General features: G+C 47.8%; 18 protein-coding genes. 3 read left to right on the top strand and 15 right to left on the bottom strand.

Features of this window, described 5'->3' with window-relative positions:
• Positions 1–111: 111 nt before the first annotated feature.
• The 4 genes from DQG23_RS03205 to DQG23_RS03190 are packed head-to-tail and all read right to left on the bottom strand — an operon-like array spanning position 112 to position 3,570.
• The gene (locus DQG23_RS03205) at positions 112–867 is read right to left on the bottom strand and encodes an SDR family NAD(P)-dependent oxidoreductase (protein ID WP_158560274.1); all 756 of its coding nucleotides are present in this window, start codon (positions 865–867) and stop codon (positions 112–114) included.
• Positions 860–1,888, bottom strand: a complete 1,029-nt coding sequence (locus tag DQG23_RS03200; protein ID WP_158560273.1) for a zinc-dependent alcohol dehydrogenase — start codon at positions 1,886–1,888, stop codon at positions 860–862. The genes DQG23_RS03205 and DQG23_RS03200 overlap by 8 nt, the downstream gene beginning before the upstream one ends.
• A 48-nt stretch (positions 1,889–1,936) precedes the next feature.
• Positions 1,937–2,908 carry a C-terminal binding protein gene (locus tag DQG23_RS03195; protein WP_113029323.1) on the bottom strand — a complete coding sequence of 324 codons (972 nt, stop codon included), beginning with the start codon at positions 2,906–2,908 and terminating at the stop codon, positions 1,937–1,939.
• Positions 2,905–3,570, bottom strand: coding sequence for a cyclase family protein (locus DQG23_RS03190; protein WP_158560272.1), 666 nt, complete (start codon positions 3,568–3,570; stop codon positions 2,905–2,907). The genes DQG23_RS03195 and DQG23_RS03190 overlap by 4 nt, the downstream gene beginning before the upstream one ends.
• A gap of 305 nt (positions 3,571–3,875) precedes the next feature.
• Between DQG23_RS03190 and DQG23_RS03185 the strand changes: the two genes are divergently transcribed.
• Complete coding sequence (locus tag DQG23_RS03185; RefSeq protein WP_113029321.1) at positions 3,876–4,988, top strand: GntR family transcriptional regulator; 1,113 nt, start codon at positions 3,876–3,878, stop codon at positions 4,986–4,988.
• 113 nt (positions 4,989–5,101) lie between these two features.
• Here DQG23_RS03185 and DQG23_RS03180 read toward each other — a convergent pair whose 3' ends face one another.
• From DQG23_RS03180 to DQG23_RS03140, 9 genes are all read right to left on the bottom strand, one after another.
• The gene (locus DQG23_RS03180) at positions 5,102–6,427 is read right to left on the bottom strand and encodes an SH3 domain-containing protein (RefSeq protein ID WP_113029320.1); all 1,326 of its coding nucleotides are present in this window, start codon (positions 6,425–6,427) and stop codon (positions 5,102–5,104) included.
• A gap of 169 nt (positions 6,428–6,596) precedes the next feature.
• The gene (locus DQG23_RS03175; protein WP_113029319.1) at positions 6,597–7,196 is read right to left on the bottom strand and encodes an ABC transporter ATP-binding protein; all 600 of its coding nucleotides are present in this window, start codon (positions 7,194–7,196) and stop codon (positions 6,597–6,599) included.
• Entirely contained in the window at positions 7,187–8,017 is an 831-nt protein-coding gene (locus tag DQG23_RS03170; protein WP_202865853.1) for an ATP-binding cassette domain-containing protein, read from the bottom strand. The genes DQG23_RS03175 and DQG23_RS03170 overlap by 10 nt, the downstream gene beginning before the upstream one ends.
• Before the next feature lie 12 nt (positions 8,018–8,029).
• Positions 8,030–8,866: an ABC transporter permease gene (locus tag DQG23_RS03165; RefSeq protein ID WP_113029318.1), complete on the bottom strand. Its 837-nt coding sequence runs from the start codon at positions 8,864–8,866 to the stop codon at positions 8,030–8,032.
• A gap of 1 nt (position 8,867) precedes the next feature.
• Positions 8,868–9,836: an ABC transporter permease gene (locus DQG23_RS03160; RefSeq protein ID WP_113029317.1), complete on the bottom strand. Its 969-nt coding sequence runs from the start codon at positions 9,834–9,836 to the stop codon at positions 8,868–8,870.
• Positions 9,837–9,918: 82 nt separating this feature from the next.
• A complete protein-coding gene (locus tag DQG23_RS03155; protein ID WP_113029316.1) occupies positions 9,919–11,553 on the bottom strand; it encodes an ABC transporter substrate-binding protein in 1,635 nt (544 codons plus the stop codon).
• 322 nt (positions 11,554–11,875) lie between these two features.
• Positions 11,876–12,394 (bottom strand): VOC family protein, encoded by a 519-nt coding sequence (locus DQG23_RS03150; protein WP_238177719.1) that lies wholly within the window; start codon positions 12,392–12,394, stop codon positions 11,876–11,878.
• 168 nt (positions 12,395–12,562) lie between these two features.
• Positions 12,563–14,044, bottom strand: a complete 1,482-nt coding sequence (locus tag DQG23_RS03145; RefSeq protein ID WP_113029315.1) for an Lsa family ABC-F type ribosomal protection protein — start codon at positions 14,042–14,044, stop codon at positions 12,563–12,565.
• Between the two features lie 384 nt (positions 14,045–14,428).
• Positions 14,429–15,316 (bottom strand): helix-turn-helix domain-containing protein, encoded by an 888-nt coding sequence (locus DQG23_RS03140; RefSeq protein WP_113029314.1) that lies wholly within the window; start codon positions 15,314–15,316, stop codon positions 14,429–14,431.
• 152 nt (positions 15,317–15,468) lie between these two features.
• Between DQG23_RS03140 and DQG23_RS03135 the strand changes: the two genes are divergently transcribed.
• Together DQG23_RS03135 and DQG23_RS03130 are read left to right on the top strand one after the other, a co-directional pair.
• Complete coding sequence (locus DQG23_RS03135) at positions 15,469–16,254, top strand: phytanoyl-CoA dioxygenase family protein (protein WP_113029313.1); 786 nt, start codon at positions 15,469–15,471, stop codon at positions 16,252–16,254.
• Between the two features lie 200 nt (positions 16,255–16,454).
• On the top strand, positions 16,455–17,255 hold the full coding sequence (locus DQG23_RS03130; protein WP_113029312.1) for a LysM peptidoglycan-binding domain-containing protein: 801 nt from the start codon (positions 16,455–16,457) through the stop codon (positions 17,253–17,255).
• 314 nt (positions 17,256–17,569) lie between these two features.
• On the opposite strand, the gene DQG23_RS03120 is transcribed toward DQG23_RS03130, so the two are convergent.
• Both DQG23_RS03120 and DQG23_RS03115 read right to left on the bottom strand, forming a co-directional pair.
• Positions 17,570–18,022 (bottom strand): GNAT family N-acetyltransferase, encoded by a 453-nt coding sequence (locus tag DQG23_RS03120; RefSeq protein ID WP_113029310.1) that lies wholly within the window; start codon positions 18,020–18,022, stop codon positions 17,570–17,572.
• A gap of 60 nt (positions 18,023–18,082) precedes the next feature.
• Positions 18,083–18,619, bottom strand: a complete 537-nt coding sequence (locus DQG23_RS03115) for a hypothetical protein (RefSeq protein WP_113029309.1) — start codon at positions 18,617–18,619, stop codon at positions 18,083–18,085.
• Positions 18,620–18,632 lie beyond the last annotated feature (13 nt).

Below are 18,632 nucleotides of genomic sequence, written 5' to 3'. Positions count from 1 at the left end.
TTTATGTATTCAACAAAAACGCCAACCGGCTTGGATCTGCCAAAAATGATCCAGGTCGATTAGCGTTATCTTTAATATGGCTTTGCATGAATTTCAGGTTTTACACGGAAGCTACATCGCGATCAGTCCGCCATCGACAAATATCGTCGTACCCGTCAAATAGTCGGAATCGTTACCCGCAAGAAAAACGGCGGTGCCGGCAATATCTTCGGGCGCTCCCATCCTTCCCCATGGAATACGTTGGATCGTGGCCTCCCTCATCCCCGGCTTAGCGAACTCCTCCGCGCTTATATCGGTATCGATCACGCCGGCGCCAATGGCGTTTACGTTTATTTTGTGCGCCGCCAATTCCAAGGCCATACATTTGGTCATAATTTTGATCCCGCCTTTGGTGACGGCGTATTGCGTCAAATCCGCGGTCCCGACTTCTTCGGAGATGGAAGACATGTTGATGATTTTGCCTCCTTTACCTTGCCGAATCATTTCCTTCGCCGCCCGCTGGCCGCTGAAGAAGGTACCGAATAAATTGACGTCCCAAATGCGTTTGACCGTTTCGGGATCAACTTCGACAAAAGGCTTAAACACGGCGATTCCCGCATTGTTTACGACAATATTGATTTCGCCGAACGTTTCGAGCGTTTTATCGTATAAATGATTGATTTCCTCAAGCTTGGAAATATCGCACGGAATCCCGACCGCCGAGCCGCCTTCCTGACGAATCAACGCTGCGACTTCTTCGCATAAGTCCGGATTTGTTCCGGAAACGACGACATTCGCGCCTTCTCTTCCGTATCGAACGGCAATTCCTCTGCCGATCCCTCGTGTGCTACCCGTTACGACGGCTGTTTTCCCAGCTAAGCTAGCCATGGGTGGGTCTCCCTCCATTCGGATTGATGATAATTTTGCTGAACTTGGCGGTGCCGTCGGTTAAAGCCGCGAATGCGTCCGGCGCTTCATCCAAGCTGCATGTTGTCGACCAACTTTCTTTTGAAATGCAGCCGTTCGTCAGCAAATAAACCGCTTGTTCAAAATCGGCATTCGTGTAAGTGTACGACCCGATAAGAGAGATTTCCCGTCGAACGACGTGATTCATCGACAAAGTCGATTGATCTTGTCCGAGCCCTACAATCACTATACTTCCGCCGGGGTTCACGAGCTGAATCGCTTGTTCGCGCGTCGCTTGAACGCCTACGCAATCGATAATCGTATCGACGCCGCGGGCGGAGAGGAGAGAATCGAAAGCTTCTTCCGCCTGCTCGGGCAAAGCAGTCTCCGCACCAAGTTGTCTGGCGAAAGCAAGCCTCTCTTGCTGACGGTCAACGACCAAGATGCGTCCCGCGCCCATTTGCCGAGCTGCCTGGAGCGTCAATAGGCCGATCGGACCCGCGCCGTATATAACCGCGTCTTCAAATGGCCGCAAACCGAGCTTGACCGCGTGAATACAAACTGCGAGCGGCTCCGCCAATGAAGCCAGATCCGAATCCAATTCATTCGGGACTCGGTAAATATTAGCAGCGGGAACGGCTGCATACTCGGCAAACGCACCCGGCCGATGAATGCCGATAATTTGTCGATTCCGGCATATGTTCGGTCTGCCGGCCGCACATCGATCGCATGCGCCGCAGGAAATGAGCGGATTGACAATACCTTTGTCACCTGTCTGAACGCCGGTTACATCAGGGGCAATACGCTCGATCCCCCCGCAAAATTCATGCCCCATGACAAGCGGAGGCGTTCTCACGCTGCTATGTCCCAGGTACCCTTCCAGCTCGCTGCCGCATATACCCACAGCTTCGATGCGGATAAGCGCCTCGCCCTGCTTTAACTCCGGCATGTCATATTGTTCAAGCGTTATTTGCTTCGGACCGTAATACACCAATGCTTTCATTGCCGCGCCCCTCTCTATCATGCTTGAATCTATCCTCGGAACGGCGGTTTATGATTTGCCGACACCGTTAACAATGTGCCGCAGCGTCTCGCCGCTGAACAACCGCTTTATTTCCAGCGCGGCATATTCTTGCAGTCGCATTAGAGCATTCTCCGAATACCAAGCGCAGTGGCTTGTTACGATGCAGGAGTCCATTTGAAGCAAAGGACTGTCCGGAGCGACCGGTTCTTCCTCCAGAACGTCAAGCGCCGCTCCTGCGATTTCGCCGCTTTGAAGCGCTTCGATCAATGCGGAAGTATGAATCGTACCGCCCCTTGAGGTGTTCACGAGAAAACTCGTCCGCTTCATCGCACGAAACGCTTGTTCATTGAAAATATGCCTCGTTTCCTTTGTAAGCGGCAAGTGTACGGAGACGATGTCGCTTCGTGAAAGCAGCGTCTGCCAATCGACCTTCTCTACACCGTGCCTGGCAAAAACTTCTTCGCTGACGAACGGGTCGTAGCCGATAGCGGTAAGACCGAAGGCTTGCGCCCTTTGCACGACCGCTTTGGCGATATTGCCGAACCCCGCGACGCCGATTACTCTATTTTGCAGCCCGATGATCGGCCGGCAAGGAGCGATTTCCCATTCGCCGGCGCGTACGCGCTGTACGATTTGCGGAATTTTGCGTACGATGCCGAGCATCAGCGACAGCGTGTGATCGGCAACCTCGTTCACGGCGTAGTCGGGAACGTTGACGACGGGAATGTTTTTGCGTTTGGCCGCCTCAAGGTCGACGTTGTCTACACCGATCCCGTACCGGACGATGATCCGGCATTTACGGAACGCCTCGATCGCGTCGGCGGTCACCGGGGCCCATTGCGTCAGCACGGCATCGGCGTCTTGGCAAAGTGCCGCGACCTCCGCCGACGTTTTACACGATCCGGTTACAAAATGAAAGCCGAGCGGCTCCAGTATCGCCTTTTCTTGCTTTAAGTCGGGGAATCCATAATCCGTAACGGCTACCTGGTAAGCGTTCATCGGTCTCCCCCCGCCGTCTCGCTATTTACCATCGCAAGCGCCCGAACCGGCGAGCCGTCTCTGCCTCGGATACGCAAAGGGGCCGCCATAAAGAAAAAAGTGTCCGTCCCGATATCGCCCAAATTCGCCAAACCTTCGACAATGACGATTTCGGCGGACAGCAATATTTTGTGAACCGGATCGTAATCCGTAGGATTCGGCGTCGGCACATCCATGCCGATCAAAGCGATTTTACGTTCGGCCAGCCATTCGGCTAATTCGATCGTCATGTAAGGAAAATCGAAAAAATAAAGCTTCTGCGGATATTGCTTATGCCAGTCGGTCCGATAAATAAGACGCGTCCCTTCGCCGATCCGATCCGCATAACCCGCAAAATCTTCAGGCGTTATCGGCTCCTTGGGCTGCTTATGGGATAAGTCGACTAGCAGGGCCTCTCCGATGCATTTGTTCAGATCGAGCTGTTCTACGGTTTTGCCGTCATCCAAAAAATGAAACGGCGCGTCCAAATGCGTCCCTTGATGCGTGCTCATCGATAGATGAGTGATGTTATATCCAATGCTATCGACAGTATTATGAACGATTACGGCGCATTTCGGGTCGAAAGCAAATGTCGGAGCGGCGTGGTAGATATCCATCGATAAATCGATCAATGTCCCTTTCATTGCAAGAAGCCTCCTCATGAAATGATATATCCAATCTTCATGCGCGAAATTGCTGTTTATCCCTGAAAACATACTTACAGGAAGCGTTTACAGGCAAAGATTATCATCATCACATTGATATGTCAATACATATATTGATATATCTTATTGTTTTGCGAAGGTTTGTTTTTGTTCTGCATTTATCCCCAAACGTTTGTCTTTTCTTGATTCCGACCGTTATTATGGAGCATTACAATTTATTGATATGACGAAGATAATGATATATACTTTATTTCGTTATTATTCGATTCGGGGTGGCCTTGACGATGAACGCAAAGAAGCCTTTATACTCGCAAATTCACGATTATATATTAGAACGGATTGAGAACGGACACTGGCCGGTCCATCATCAAATTCCTCCCGAACGGGAGATTGCCGAACAATTCCAGGTAAGCCGCATTACGGCGAAAAGCGCTGTGATGGGATTGGTTAACGAAGGGTATTTATACCGGCACCGGGGTAAAGGAACATTCGTCGCGTCGAGAACAGCTGTCGACCAAGTCAAAGAAACGGCTCCGCAGCAGTTTTCGGCAATGCCCGCTTCAAAAAAAATGATCGGCTTCATCATGCCATGGATGGAATTCCGCTACTCCTCTCTGTTGATTTCGGGGGTGGAGGCCGCGCTCAGCCAGCTGTCCTATCATTTTATTTTCAAGCGCATCAAAGGGCGGGAAGAGGAATCGCAAGCGATACAGGCGTTTCTGGACTTGCCTGTCGACGGTATCATTATTGTCGCATGTCAAGGAGAGCAGCATTTCAACGATGACATCGCAAGATTGGTATTAAATAAGCACCATGTCGTGCTGGTGGAAAGAACGATGCAGGATATTCGCACGAATGGCGTTTATTGCAATACTCAGGAAATCGGTACGCTGATGGTCGAATACTTGTGCAAGCGGGATGCTAAGCGCATCGGACTTGTCTCTTATCCTCCCCTTTATACAATCGGAGTAAGTGACCGCATCAGCAGCTTCCAATCGGCGCTGGTCCGTATGGGAAGAGATCCTTTACCCGAGGCGAGCATCCTCTCGATTTCTCCCGCCATACTGGAAGAATTGAATCGGGATGAAGTGCCGCAGGAGATTTTATCCTTCTTGCAAAACAACAGGCAATTGGATGCGATCGCGACCGTCGATGCCTTGCTTGCTCAATATGTAGGGATGGCATGCGTTAAACTGAATTTGCCGCATATGAAAATCATTTGCTGCGATCAGCCTCTTTTTCATCCCGATTGCCTGTTTCCGGTTGCTTACATCGATCAATCCCCTTTTGAGATGGGGACGATCGCTGCTCGGATGATAGTGGATTCCATCGCGAACAAGACTGAAGCCAGGAAATATATGATTACTCCGCGTTTGATCGAACTTTCGCAAGGTTAGTAATCACAACCGTCTGCATAAAAAAACTCCATTCCCACCGAATATAGCGGGATGGAGATTTTTTATGGGAGTTTCTCTTAGTGATAGAAGCTTCTTCATTGGAGCGTTACTTACTATTCCAAGCGCGAAATCATATCATACAAATCCTGCGTCCGGTCTTCAGCAGGCTTTAACGAAGCCGATTTCAGCCGCACCTTCGCTCCGCCGAAGTTGAAATCGGCGCTGACCATGATAAAGAAATTGCGCGACTCTCCAGCTCCGATGTTATACATCGTCTTGGATATTTCCTGGTTCTCGCCTTTGTCATTGTATATTTCCAGACGAAGCTCGATGTCGCTTCTTGTGTAAGTCGTATCTGTTGCGGCAATCGTTCCTTCAAGACCTACATGCATCGGTCCGCCGGCTTCATAGTTTGGAAACGGGTTCGGCGTGACGCCGACTTGCACCTGCTGCCCGCTGTCCGTCATGTCTAGGGTTCTCTCGTCTTTGATACGAAGCCAGCCGTCGCCCGCCCACGTATGCACATGGATCCAGTCGCCTGCCCGCTCGAAGCTTTGAACCTGCTGCGGAGCGACAGCTCCGATCGCCGGCGCGAAGTCGAACGGATACCGCTGGATCGCCGTTGTCCTCGTCAGCTCGTAGGTTCGATCCTCCTGTACGATTTCGCCGGGCATCTTCATCCGCGTATTCACCCAAGCGGAATCGCCGGATGCCGTTCGCACATGATACCAAGAAATGTTGAAATTGCTGAATGTTACTTTTTCAAAGGCTTGAACGGTTTGCGGCTCGATCATCCCGCGGATCGGCAAATAGGAATACGTATGATTGAACATAGCCCCCGGTCCTGAATCAAGCGCGTCCGCCGGCTTGTCGAACAATAGCGTGTAAGTGTCAAGGGAAACCGTCTCGTCTGTCTTTTGCACATTCGGCAGGAATCGTTCCGGAATAATCCATTTTTTGCCGAGCCATGTATCGATGCGAACGGCGCGATACTGCCAATACATCTGTTCGCCAGGGTTGTATACGTATGCGACGGCATCCGCTTGAACCATTTGCGGCGATATGTGATAACGCGTCTTAGAAGGCTCGGACGGGTAATCGTAAATTACGGTATCCTCGTATAGCTGCAAGTAAAAAGGCTCCGTCTTCTTGATCGAGCCTCGATAGTCGAAGCTCGGCGTTATCCACTTCGGTCCGAGCCACGTATTCACGGAAAACCACTTGCGTCCGCCGGCTTCTTTCGTTTCGAGCACCTGCATCGATTGCGGGCCGATGGCACCTTCCGCGGCTGCTCTTAGGTTCGGCGAGCTATAAAGCGGCAAATCCTCCACAGTGGTTACGTATTCCGGCACGGGCTCCGCACCGGCAACGCTTGCGGCAGATAAAGGCATGACGGCACACAAGCAGCTCATGACCAGCAGTGCTATTTTTTTTCGCATCGGCAATCTCCTCTATTTATATTTTTCCCTCCTCCTATACGCAGCAAGCCTGCCAAAAGTTTCACTTCATGCCAAGAACTTCTTATGCCGAACGGTGCGTACCTAGTCTATACATTACCAAACTTCCATTGAAGGAATGCTGAAAATGGCTCGAGCCGCATCGGTTTCCCTACTCGCCTACTTTGTAAATCCGATCACATAACCGATTTAATAAACTGCTCTCGTGACTGACCACGATGACACCGATATCCCGACTTTTGCAGATGCTAAGAAATGCATGCCAAATTTTAGCCTGTGTAATGGCATCCAGCATGGTGGTCATTTCATCGGCAATAATATATTTTGTTGCTGGATTCAATGCCCGGACAATGCAGAAGCGCTGCTTCTCGCCGCCGGATAACTCGAGGGGCCAGCGGTTCATCCACTCCTCCCGAATTTCGAACGCATCCAGTATGTCTTGCGAGGGCGCGTAAGATTCGGTCAATACGTCCCTCATACGCCATTTGGGGTTAATCGCCTTTTCCGGATGCTGGTATATCAATTGCACCGGGCGAAAAGTCCGCCTCTCCATCTCCTGATGATCGGAAGTTACACGGCCCGTACGGGGGGTTATATACCCGGCCAACACTCTGGCCAGCGTCGATTTTCCGCATCCGCTATATCCGGATAAACCCAGCACCTCGCCTGGCGCTAGGGATAGGTTTACATCCTTAATAATCCAATGGTCTCGTTGATAATAATGACCTAGGTTCTCTCCGATCAGCGCCATTGCTCACCCGCCGCCCTTCCCTTATATTCCGAATCGAAATCATTCTGCGGCAATGCTCTCCATAATCTTTGCGCGTATTCGGTTTTCAGACGTTCGCCCTTGCCTTCAAAAGCCGCCGCATCGGAAATTTCTACCGTGGCTCCGTCTTTGATGACAGCGACCCGGTCCGCGATTTCGAGGGCCGACATAATATCGTGCGTAATGAACATAACCCCGGCGCCGTCTAATGCAAATTGCTTTAGCTGCCTCAAAATATCGGAAAGCGCCTGCGGATGGATGCCCGGCGTCGGCTCGTCGGCGATGACAAGTTTGACACCTTGCCTGACGCTTGTAGCAAACATTACCCTGCGAAGCATCCCGCCCGACAACTCAAAAGGAAACAGTCGTCCGTCGCTTTTCTTCAGGCCGTATTGAGCAAATAGCTTTTCCTGCTCTGCCAACGCGGTGTTTTTATTCATCCCGATCTGCACAAACCTCCCCACCCGCATTAGGGGGTCCAAATAATTTACGGACTGCGGAATGAATGAAATTTCTCGCCCCCTAAGCTGCGCCTTCCTCTTCTCTGTCAGTTCCTCTCCTCTATAAACAATGCTTCCGCTGCAAATGGCATTGCCGGGCAGTATCCCAAGAACGGCATGGGCCAGCAGGCTTTTGCCCGAACCGCTTGCTCCAACGACGGCAACGATCTCCCCTTCGCCGATCTCCACATGCATATCCGTTATCGGGCGGATTACACGTTTTTGCGTTCCCTTAAAATATTGCGAGAAGCCGATCGATAAGTTTCCCACCTTAAGCAGCGCTTTTTCAACTGAGTTCATCATGTATCGATCCCCCTATTCATTAGAGCTGGCAGGCTCCAATAAAATACGAATCTGCTCCCCTATATGATCGAAGCTTTTGATGACTACTACCAATAGAAGCCCCGGAAGAACTACCAGCCACCATTTTCCCGTTGAAATATGGTTCATCGCTTCGGATAGGATGATACCGACGGCCGGCGTTTGCGGTGAAAGCCCGAACCCCAAAAAGGTCAATGCGGCTTCATGCAAGATGACATGAGGAAACATCAACAGAAAGCCGATCATGATTTGAGGTAAAATAGACGGCAAAATATGCTTTCCGGCAATATACCACGCGGATTTTCCGTAGCTTTCGGATATTTGGATGTATTCGGCGTTTTTGATTTGATGCACTTCGGCGCGTACGAGCCTCGCCAGCGCAGTCCAATGCGTCAGCGAAACGCCCAAGATGATGCCATATATGCCGCCTCCTGCAAGGAAACAGATCATTACCATAAAAACGAGATGAGGCATGCCGATAAACAAATCGATCACCCAAGAAATAACGGCATCCGTCGCTTTGCCGAAGGTCGCCGCGCATATTCCCATCACGGTTGCAATCAGCACGCTGAGCAAAGAGGTAAACGCCCCTAATGTCAGCGACAAACGAAGTCCCTTCATCGTACGCGTGAACATATCCCGTCCGAGCCAATCCGTTCCGAACCAATAGTCAAGGCTAGGGGCAAGGTTTTTGCTCGCGACGCTCAGGCGAAGATTGTCATTGCTAAGCCAAAAGCTGAGGAACAGAATGGTTAGCAGCAAGCCGGAGGAAAGCGAAAGCAACAGAATCATTTTTTTACGTACATTCATCCCATCATGAACGCTCGGCATCTTAGCTCTCTCCCCTCATCCGCGGATCTACGACTTTATTCAAAATGTCGGCAATCAGATTCCCTGCAAATACGAACACGGAGCTAATCAAAATAATGCCTACCATTAGAGGGAGGTCGCCTTTAAGCCCTGCAGTAGTTAACGTGCTGCCCAGCCCCGGATAGGCGAACACCCGCTCAGCCAGCATAGAGCCGCCGAAAAGCTCGCCGAAATAAGCAAATTGCAGAGAAATGGCTGGAAGAATGGAATTGCGAAGGCCATGATTTTTAAAAATCTGCCATTTGCTTTCTCCCCTTGCCTTTGCAAAAACGACATACTCCGTATTTAGAATATCGATCATTTTCTCACGGGTGTGCATCGCTACATTGGCAACCCCCAGAATGCTTAAAGTCAAAGCCGGTAACACAAAATGACGAACCCGGTCCATAAACTGGACGTCACTTTCCAGTACGCCGGCAGGTACTGCCAAGCCCACGGGAAACCATTTTAACCAGACGGCAAAGACGATTAATAGAATGAGTCCCATCCAGAAGATCGGCGTAGAAACAAGCGTGTAGCTGTACCATTTGATGATTTTATCGACAGCCTTTCCCCTATTCATGGCAGCGGTCATCCCCAGGAAATACCCGATAACGCCCGATAAAATCCACGCCGCTCCCATTAAAGCGAGCGATGTTAAAAATCGGCTTTGAATAATGTCCACGACCGGACTGCGATACAGCAGCGAAGTTCCGAAATTGCCTTGCAATAACGCTCCGGCCCAGGATAAATATTGCTCCACCGGACTTTTGTCCACCCCCCAATATTCCTTGAACTTCTCAATTTGCTCCGGAGATGCCGAGCTATCCCCTCCGATATAAGCGCTAACCGGGTCCAAAGGAGACAGATGGATGAGAGAAAAGGTAAGAATGGATAACCCCAGTAACAAGGTCGCAACGCGAAACAGGCGAAATATAATACTTTGTATCAAACGATCACTCCTTCTCTCAAAAAAGGAGCTTTCAGAAGCGGAGAGCCTCCGAAAACTCCTCTTCCAAGCAGTTGTTACCGAATCAATTGTTCCATGTCCATTCTGTAACATTGCCGAACAATGCCCACTCATGGCCGTGCGTGTGAACCGGCTGTTTGCCGAGATCGAGCTTTTCATTCGCCAGATACAAGTGATCCACCCGCAGCAGCCACACGATCGGAGCGTCTCCGATACCGCTAAAGCCGGTTTCTCCATCCCACTGAGCCAGCTTCCAATACGTATTGGCCTCATCCTGCGTGGAGGCAGTAAGCGCCTTTTGCAAATACTCGTCCACCTTAGGATTTTGATAGTTCGACATATTGTCAATGCCCTTGTTTTTCCTCTGAGAGGAATTCATCGAATACAGCTGGTGAGGATGATGCCTGCCGCCGCCCCATGCGACCGCCGCCGTTTTGCCTTTGACGTAAATTTCATCCCAGGTGGCGCCAACGGTATTGATCTTGATGCCGAATTCGGACGCCTGATCCGCCACAGCAAGCGAAAGATCGCTGCGAAGCTGATCGCTGGAGCTGAAGTACATGTCAAACTCCGCTTTGCGGCCGTTTTTTTCCAAGATGCCGTCCTTATCGGCATCCGCCCAACCGCCATCGGCGAGTATTTTTTTGGCAGCCTGAATGTCCCCGTCCTTAACGATCGTTTTCTCGTTGAACCACGGCATATTGTCGCATAGACAAAACGCTTTTTGACCATGGCCATCCAGCACCGCTTCCAACAGCTTCTGACGGTCCAATCCGATATAAAGCGCTTTACGAATGGCGAGATCGCTGGTTACATCGTTCCCGGATTTAACTTCTTTGCCGTTCGTCATACCGCTGCCGCCGCTGGGCTGCGTGGGCAGCATGATTCCGCGGGAGTCAATGCTCTCATAAGTACGAAGCGTCATTCCATCCACTTTTTGATTCGCGAATGCTGGCGGAACATAAACAATGTCGGCTTCTCCCGCCTTTGCCGCTGCAAGTGAGGCGTCTTCCGCGAGCAGAAGGAAAGTCAGTTTTTTGAACTGCGGCTTCGTGCCGTACCAGTAAGGATTGTATTCCATAATCACTTGTTGCCCGTCATTGTACTGAGCCACTTTATACGGTCCGGAGCCTATGGGATTTTTGGAATAGTTGTCATCGTAGCGAGCTTTGGGAACAATACCGATCTCCGTGAGCTGGCTTACAAAAGTGGAGCGGGGTTCATTAAGCGTGATGACGACCGTGTTACCGGGAGCAACTTCTACCGCTTGGACAAAGGACAAATCAAATTTGATCCCGTCCTTCTTGAGCATGTCGTAGGTGAACTTGACATCCTCCGCAGTAACCTGCTCCCCATTGGAAAATTTGGCATCGCCGCGCAACGGGAACGTCCAAGTACGGGCATCCTCGCTGATCTTATAGGAAGTCGCAAGATCCCCGATGAAGTTCAGGTCGGCATCGATGGTCAAAAGCGAGCTGTGGGTCAGCCGGATTTGCGTCATTCCCCAACCCTTCTTGGGATCAAATTGGCCGCCGTCCATTTTACCTACGGCCAGCACCAATTCCTCTTTTATGGCTTTCGATTCCTGAGCACTTTGTGAATTCCCCTGCACCGTTGAACCGCTCTGACAACCTGCCAATAACAAAAGCCCTGACAAGATAATAGTAAAATAAGATAAAAACCGTTTATTCGCAGTCATCCGTTACCTCTCCATATCCGTTTTTTAATTCAACCGTTATGTACTGACCTCAGCTTATTTTATTTTTTGTCAAAGCAAATCCCCCCTTCCGATTCCATTTGCCTGAAAGCAAATAGTGCACCTTGTGTTTAATCGTTATTATTACGATTATATTCGTGATTAATAGTAATAATAACTATTAGTGTTGTCAATCCTAACTTTTCGGGCTGCTTCGTTTTGGGGGACATCATCCTTAATAATAAAAAAACAACGGCCGCCATGGACGAGAAATTGTTGTCCAAGGTTACCGCTGTTTATCGTTTACATACAACTTGAGCGCCTGCTAGTTGTCGCATTGCACGCAAAAACGATTGCCGTCTAAATCAAAAAAATGTAAAAACCGAAACCCGTAGCCATCGTCTATAATTTCTTCAACTTGCACCTGATTCTGCTTCAAATGTTTGTACAGTTTCTCAATATTGCTGGTTTGGAAACCGATGATGTTATTGGTCTCCCCATTATTTACAAAAGTTGCCGTTGTATCATTTCGAGTCTCGTTCAGGAAAAGCATTGGTCCTGTTGGAAGATTCATTTGCGCCTGTTGCTCGGAGCAGCCGATCAATTGTAGGCCTAAAACCGTTTTGTACCAAGAAAGCGCTTTTTGCATGTCTTTTACAGGGATTTCATTGAATAAAATCCTGTCAAGCATCGGGGCTTCCGCAGGGATCTTTGCGGTCCGTTCTGTCATTTTCGCTTCCTCCACAGCTTTCGTTTTTTGATTACTGTTAAGGACTTTTAAAGCGTTTGGAACTAAGGCTGGCTTATATCCGTCAGAATTTCTTCTACGTGCGTATTGATTCAAAAAATCACCCCACTGAAATCATATTATCATCCAATGAGCTTACTGCTATGTCGTTTTTTATCAAGTTTCCCGTCGCGTTCAAAAGGAATATCCGCCTGATCGAATCAAGCGGAATTTGCTCGTCCATATCAAGCGAATTTGTTCGCTAGTTCGAACCCGCATCCCGAATCATGAAAGCTGAATCACCTTTGTGGCAATATTATTGCAAAATTCGCTGTCATGTTCTACGAAAAGAATGGTCGGCGAGTGTTCAAGCAGCAGCTCTTCAATCTGCATGCGGGAAATGATGTCGATAAAATTAAGCGGCTCATCCCAAATATGCAAATGAACGTTCTCGCAAAGACTTTTGGCAATCAGCACTTTTTTCTTTTGGCCGCCGCTAAAGGATGAAATATCCTTTTCAAATTGGAGTCTGGAGAAATCAAGCTTTCTTAAAATGGCTTTAAACAAGCTCTCATCAATGCCGTTGTTTCTGGCGTAGTCCGTTAAATTGCCCTTCAAATTTGAGGTATCTTGCGAAACATAAGATATTTTCAGCTGACTTCCTTTTCTGAAAGTGCCGGTATAGCTAACGTTCTCGCCGCAAATCAACTTGATTAGGCTTGATTTACCGGAGCCGTTTTTGCCTGAAAGGGCAATCCGCTCCCCTTGCTCGATTGTAAAACTAATATCTGTACAAACGGTCTTCTCGCCATAATAAATCGAAACTTTTTCAAGCTCCGCCAGCTGGTTTTTATGATAAGCAAGCTGTGCGATTTTTAAGCTTTCGGAGCTTTCGATATTTTTCAGGAGATTGGAACGATCGTCGATGGCGGATTGCTGCCGCTGCTCAATCGATTTTGAGCGTTTCATCATTTTGGCGGCTTTATGCCCGATATATCCTTTATCTACTTTGGAGCCGGAATTTCTTGTGCCGTTTTTCGTTTTTTCCACTTCATGCGACCAATCGTTCGTCCGTTTTGCGGCTTCCGACAAGCGCTTGATGTCTTTTCTCAGCTTTTCGTTCTCCGCGAGCTCGAAATTATCCTGTCTTTTTTTGTTCTCCCACCAATCGGAAAAATTGCCTTTGCTAATTTCCAGGTTGGTCTTATTGATCGACAGGATGTGATCCACGCAATGATCAAGAAACGCTCTATCGTGAGAGACCAGTATAAAGCCGCTTTTGGCGTTAAGATAGTCGCTGACAAGCTTTCTTGCATCCATGTCCAGATGATTGGTCGGTTCATCGATTAACAGAAAGCTGTTTTCCTTAAGAAACAATGCCGCCAGCAGCACTTTCGTTTGCTCGCCGTTGGATAAGGAGTCAAACGGCCGATACAAAACATCCTCGGATACCTTCAGCAAGGAAAGCTCGCGCATCAATTCCCAATGAACATAGTCCGGAACGATAAGGTCGATGATATCGATCGTATTTTCACCCTTATTGTCGACATGAAAAGGGAAATAATCAAAGCTGACATTCGCGGAAATCGTCCCGCTGTATTCGTATTTATTAAGCAGTAAATTGAGAAATGTCGTCTTTCCTCTTCCGTTTCTTCCGGTGAACCCTAATTTCCAATCGGTATCGATTTGAAAATTTACGTTTTCAAAGATGTTATCGTAACTGCCGTCGTAGGCAAACGTTAGATTCGTTACTTTAATTAATGACATGAAATAATCCCTCCGTATACAAAAATAAATAAGCCGCAAGAAAGTTACTTTCTTGCAGCTCAAATGAAATACGGCAAATCCAACCCTGATAACACAGAGTCAGATAAGGATATTTTGTTTGAGTGAAAAGAAATGTAACCTTCTTGCAAATATAGAAAATAAAACACATGCGCAAATGATTGCTTTTCTGTTTTATCTCCATAATTATTAGCAAGAAAAATTACATTATTCTTTTCAACTCCAATCACTAATTTATCGGTATAATAACATGCCCTTGATTTAATTTCAACTACCAGTACCTGAATATTGGAAGCTGCCGTTATAATTAGCCCCCCATCGCCTTCTCCTCTTTTTCTAAAAAGGATATGTGAAACGTAATGTCACTCACTCCGACTCTTTCAGCATCTTCCGATATTCGGAAGGAGTGATCAGCGTCATTTTTTTATAAAATTTGCTGAAGGACTGACTGCTCTCGAACCCAAGCTCCATTGCAATTTCCAGTAAATTGAGTCCGCTGGTGCTAAGCAGCTTTTTGGCTTTTTCCACCTTGATCATTTGATGATAGCGGAAGATCGGGAATCCTGTGGCCCCTTTGAAAATTCGATTTAAATATCGGGGATTCAGCATATATTTGCCGCCCAGCTCATGAAGATCGATATGTTCCCCGGCATTTTCCTGCAGATAAACAATGATATCGGAAATCAAGTCGGTGTACTTGTTGTATTGATAAGGCGTAATGTTGGAAGCGGAAGACCGGATCACCAGGCATATTCTCATTACTTCAATCAAAAGCTGCACCATCAAGCATTTCAGATTCACTTCGTATCCGAATGAACGAACTGAAATTTCCTTGTTAAGCTCGGTATATCGTCTTATCATTCTGCCGTGAATGTCTAATTTAAGCTTCTGCGGCAGCTTAGCGAAAATCGCTTGGATTTGCTCATATAGCCGTTTCCCTTCAGGCGCGTTTTGCGCCACGTTAAAGCCGAAGCTGAACAACGTGAAGGTTCCGTGTTCGCAACTGTGGCCCTTCTGGTTGTCCAGAAAAAACAAATCACCTGGTGAACCGGCGATCGAGAGCCCTGCCTGCTGCAATGCTATCTGACCTCTTGCCACATATTTGATTTCAAAATCCGCTCGAACGCCCGGCGGCACATGCCACCCGATATCTGCCCATTTGAAAGCGCTCGTAACCTCGATAAAACTCATGTTGCTTTGCACGGCATGAATCAAAGATTCAAGCTGAACGGTAGCAGGATCAAGTTTCGCCAATCAGCATCGCCCCCACTTCTTGCTGTCATTAATATCATGCTGTAATCAAATGTTCAAGTACCTTTTGGACACCATATCACTTTAACCAACGAAAATACGTTTAACTTCTTATATATTCAAGGAGAATCTAGCGAAGAAGAGGAGTGATTGCGATGTCGAGACTTACCCGGGAGCAGCAGGAGTCTTATAAGTCGGAAGGTTACTTGATAGGTATGCCGGCTATTTTTAACGAAAAAGAAGTGGAGCAATTACGTGCCGGCTACAAGCGAACGCTCGACATGCTGAACGAGGATGAAACACCTTCCGATATAATCGGTTGGCATCAGACAAGCCGCTGGCAGTATGATATTTGTTCGCATCCTCAAATTCTCGATTATGTGGAGGATTTGCTTGGGCCTGACTTCTACCTGTGGGGCAGCGAGTTTATTACGAAATCTCCGCGCAGCGGCAAGGTTGTCCCGTGGCATCAGGATTCCTATTACTGGCCTTTGTCTCCGCATCATTCCGTAACGGTATGGCTTGCATTTACCGACGTGGATGAGGGAAACGGAGCCATGAAGGTCATTCCAGGCTCGCACAAGGGCGGTCTCGTTCAGCATAAAATCGCCGATGAAGCATCAATCTTATCATTCCAGTTGGAAGACGGCACCTTCCGTGAGGACAGCGCCGTTACGTTATCGATTCCTGCAGGAGGCATTTCGCTGCATGACGATGCCATTATCCACGGTTCTCCCGCGAATCCTTCGGATCGTTGGCGGATCGGGTATGTGATTCGATACTCCAGCACCGATGTGAAATGCGATCTTGAGAAAAATCCCAAGTTCAAGGCTTATCTAATGCGCGGCGAGGATCGGTATCGGCATAATCCCCAAGGCGATATCCCGACTGATGACTTTGCCCGTCCCGAATTTTCCAAGCGCATCCGGAAAAGATCATAAGTTACTTTTGGACAATTGGCATCTCTTCACCGAACAGGCTGATGGCGGACGCTCGTCAGTCTGTTTTTTGATCGATACATATTTTGAAATATTTTTCCATAAATATACATACTCAACTCCGACTAGGTATACTCTCCTTCCTCCAAACCTGTGCATACCATGGAATGGATAGCCCATAGCCCAAGGGAGAGTGAATGATCATGTCCGTCGTGAAAGAAACCCATGTCTTATATACGGTACAACCTGGAGATACCTTATTTGCAATCGCATCGCGATTGGGAAGCACTGTAGCGGAGATTCAAAAAGCGAATCTGCTGTATCCGCCCTTTGCAAATCCTAATACAATCTACCCGGGTTGGACGCTGTTGGTCCCCCTTCCAGCCGAACACCCTTATCGAACCATTTATATAACAGTCCCGGGAGATACGTTTGTTCGAATCGGTCAGCGCTTTTCGGCACACGCCGACCTCCTGGCTGGGATAAACCGTCAAATCCAAGGTTTACCCTTGACCGGCGGGCAACCGGTTTGGGTGCCGGCTTTCGTCTATGAAGTGCAGTCCGGCGATACATTGTCCGGCATCTCCAGATATTTTCAAATTCCAGTAGGAAATATTTTGAATGCGAACGAAGGCCGTCCCGGATTCTCTCTTGATTTGATCTATACCGGATACCGTCTGCTTCTCCCCTTACCGTCTTCTAGAAATATCGTAGTCATTCGCCCGTATCCCGGAGATCTTTTCCAAAGCGGCGATCGGGTTGAGGGTTTTGCTCGGGCATTTGAAGCCAATGTCCTGTTTCAGCTTCGGGATGATAACGATGTGGTCGTATCGAACGAAAAATTTACAACGGCAACGGAGGGCGGACCAGCATACGGCTATTTTGCCGCAACCGTGCCATTCGACCGGGCGCCTACCGCACGAGGCGGTAATATATGGGTTTACGCCCGGAGCGCGAAAGACGGCAGCATCATAGATCTTGTACAGGTACGCGTTTATTTTTGATAGGGGGAAACCGATCCCGTAAGACCTTCGGTCAATGAACGCAAAAACGAACGCGTATCCGCCCGTATAGGGTACTATACAAAAGAAGAACCTCCATCCCTATAGTACCAGTACCAGCGGAATCGGAGGTTTTTCATACACTTTGTAATGTATATGAAAAATCATATACAAATTAGTCTTTCGCGTAACATTCAACGAATCTATATGAATATTCAAATACATTTTAACGATTCGGGTGAAATTCGATAAATCTATATGAAAATTCATATACAATTTAACAATTCTATAATCGTGCTGCGAATTCTCCATACAAATCACAGCTTCATTTTCAAACCTTCGTGAGTCGCTTGAAATCCCAACCGCTCATAAAAACGCAAAGCGTCCGTCCGCTTTTTATCGGTTGTCAGCTGAATCATTCGGCAGCCTCGTTCTTTCGCTCGCTCGATAGCCCATTCTATCAATTGGCTCCCGATCCCCTGCCCCCTTACCGAAGCTGCGGTCCGCACCCCTTCAATCGTGGCTCTCCAACTCCCTTGATGCGTAATGTAAGGAGTAAAAGTAAGCTGCTGAACGCCAACGACCTCTTCGCCTAAGCAAGCAACGATCAACTCATTATTCGGATCCGCATCAATGGCTTCAAAAGCCTTAATGTAGCTTTCCGGAAGCGGTGTTTCGTAACGTTCTCTTGTGCTGCCCAATTCATCGTCGGCAAGCATTTGTACGATGTCATTTAGGTCTTTTGCTGAGGCGGCTCTAAACGTAATCATACTAACCCTCCAAGACTTTTCGTATAAGTATACACCATGTTCAAATTACCTGAGGGACCCCTAAAAAAGAACGGCCAACTGCTTATATTCTTTCATTGGATGTTTCTTATTTAATAGCTCTTTATCGGTGCAACTGGAATTATAAACATTCAGAATATGTAACCGGTATATCCATTCCCCTGTATGAGGGTGTATCCATCTTCCGTTATAGGAAATTCTTCCGTATTCATTTTTACTGAGTTCAAAAGACTTTTCCGATAAATAGTGATTTCGCGTATCGTATCTAATCGGTTTTCCACAATGATCGGAATAATTGAAATAAACGATACATTCGTCGTCATCTCTTTGAATTTCCATACACCCGAGCTTCCAACTATGTAACCTTGATTCAACATATTCAACTTTATTATACTTCATCTCAATCCCATTTTCGTTTTGGATGAGTTCTATTTTATGAACGGGAAAGGTTAATTGGGAGTTATCATGGATCATTGAATCCGGAATACCGAATGATTTATTATACCGATTTCGTAAAGTTGAATAAGGAGCTCCTCTAGTCTTTTTATCCCACGACAATGAAATACTTTGGATGATCATTCTGATTCCACTC

Source organism: Paenibacillus contaminans (genome assembly GCF_003285015.1).
GTDB lineage: Bacteria > Bacillota > Bacilli > Paenibacillales > NBRC-103111 > Paenibacillus_V > Paenibacillus_V contaminans.
The sequence above is the reverse complement of the archived record's forward strand: the minus strand, read 5'-3'. Positions and strand labels throughout refer to the sequence as shown.

Coding starts and splice junctions, on each gene's coding strand:
- DQG23_RS03185 (WP_113029321.1), top strand. CDS start 3,876: ATGAACGCAAAGAAGCCTTTATACTCGCAAATTCACGATTATATATTA.
- DQG23_RS03155 (WP_113029316.1), bottom strand. CDS start 11,553: ATGACTGCGAATAAACGGTTTTTATCTTATTTTACTATTATCTTGTCA.
- DQG23_RS03200 (WP_158560273.1), bottom strand. CDS start 1,888: ATGAAAGCATTGGTGTATTACGGTCCGAAGCAAATAACGCTTGAACAA.
- DQG23_RS03180 (WP_113029320.1), bottom strand. CDS start 6,427: ATGCGAAAAAAAATAGCACTGCTGGTCATGAGCTGCTTGTGTGCCGTC.
- DQG23_RS03170 (WP_202865853.1), bottom strand. CDS start 8,017: ATGATGAACTCAGTTGAAAAAGCGCTGCTTAAGGTGGGAAACTTATCG.
- DQG23_RS03175 (WP_113029319.1), bottom strand. CDS start 7,196: ATGGCGCTGATCGGAGAGAACCTAGGTCATTATTATCAACGAGACCAT.
- DQG23_RS03195 (WP_113029323.1), bottom strand. CDS start 2,908: ATGAACGCTTACCAGGTAGCCGTTACGGATTATGGATTCCCCGACTTA.
- DQG23_RS03205 (WP_158560274.1), bottom strand. CDS start 867: ATGGCTAGCTTAGCTGGGAAAACAGCCGTCGTAACGGGTAGCACACGA.
- DQG23_RS03145 (WP_113029315.1), bottom strand. CDS start 14,044: ATGTCATTAATTAAAGTAACGAATCTAACGTTTGCCTACGACGGCAGT.
- DQG23_RS03165 (WP_113029318.1), bottom strand. CDS start 8,866: ATGCCGAGCGTTCATGATGGGATGAATGTACGTAAAAAAATGATTCTG.
- DQG23_RS03135 (WP_113029313.1), top strand. CDS start 15,469: ATGTCGAGACTTACCCGGGAGCAGCAGGAGTCTTATAAGTCGGAAGGT.
- DQG23_RS03115 (WP_113029309.1), bottom strand. CDS start 18,619: ATGATCATCCAAAGTATTTCATTGTCGTGGGATAAAAAGACTAGAGGA.
- DQG23_RS03190 (WP_158560272.1), bottom strand. CDS start 3,570: ATGAAAGGGACATTGATCGATTTATCGATGGATATCTACCACGCCGCT.
- DQG23_RS03130 (WP_113029312.1), top strand. CDS start 16,455: ATGTCCGTCGTGAAAGAAACCCATGTCTTATATACGGTACAACCTGGA.
- DQG23_RS03120 (WP_113029310.1), bottom strand. CDS start 18,022: ATGATTACGTTTAGAGCCGCCTCAGCAAAAGACCTAAATGACATCGTA.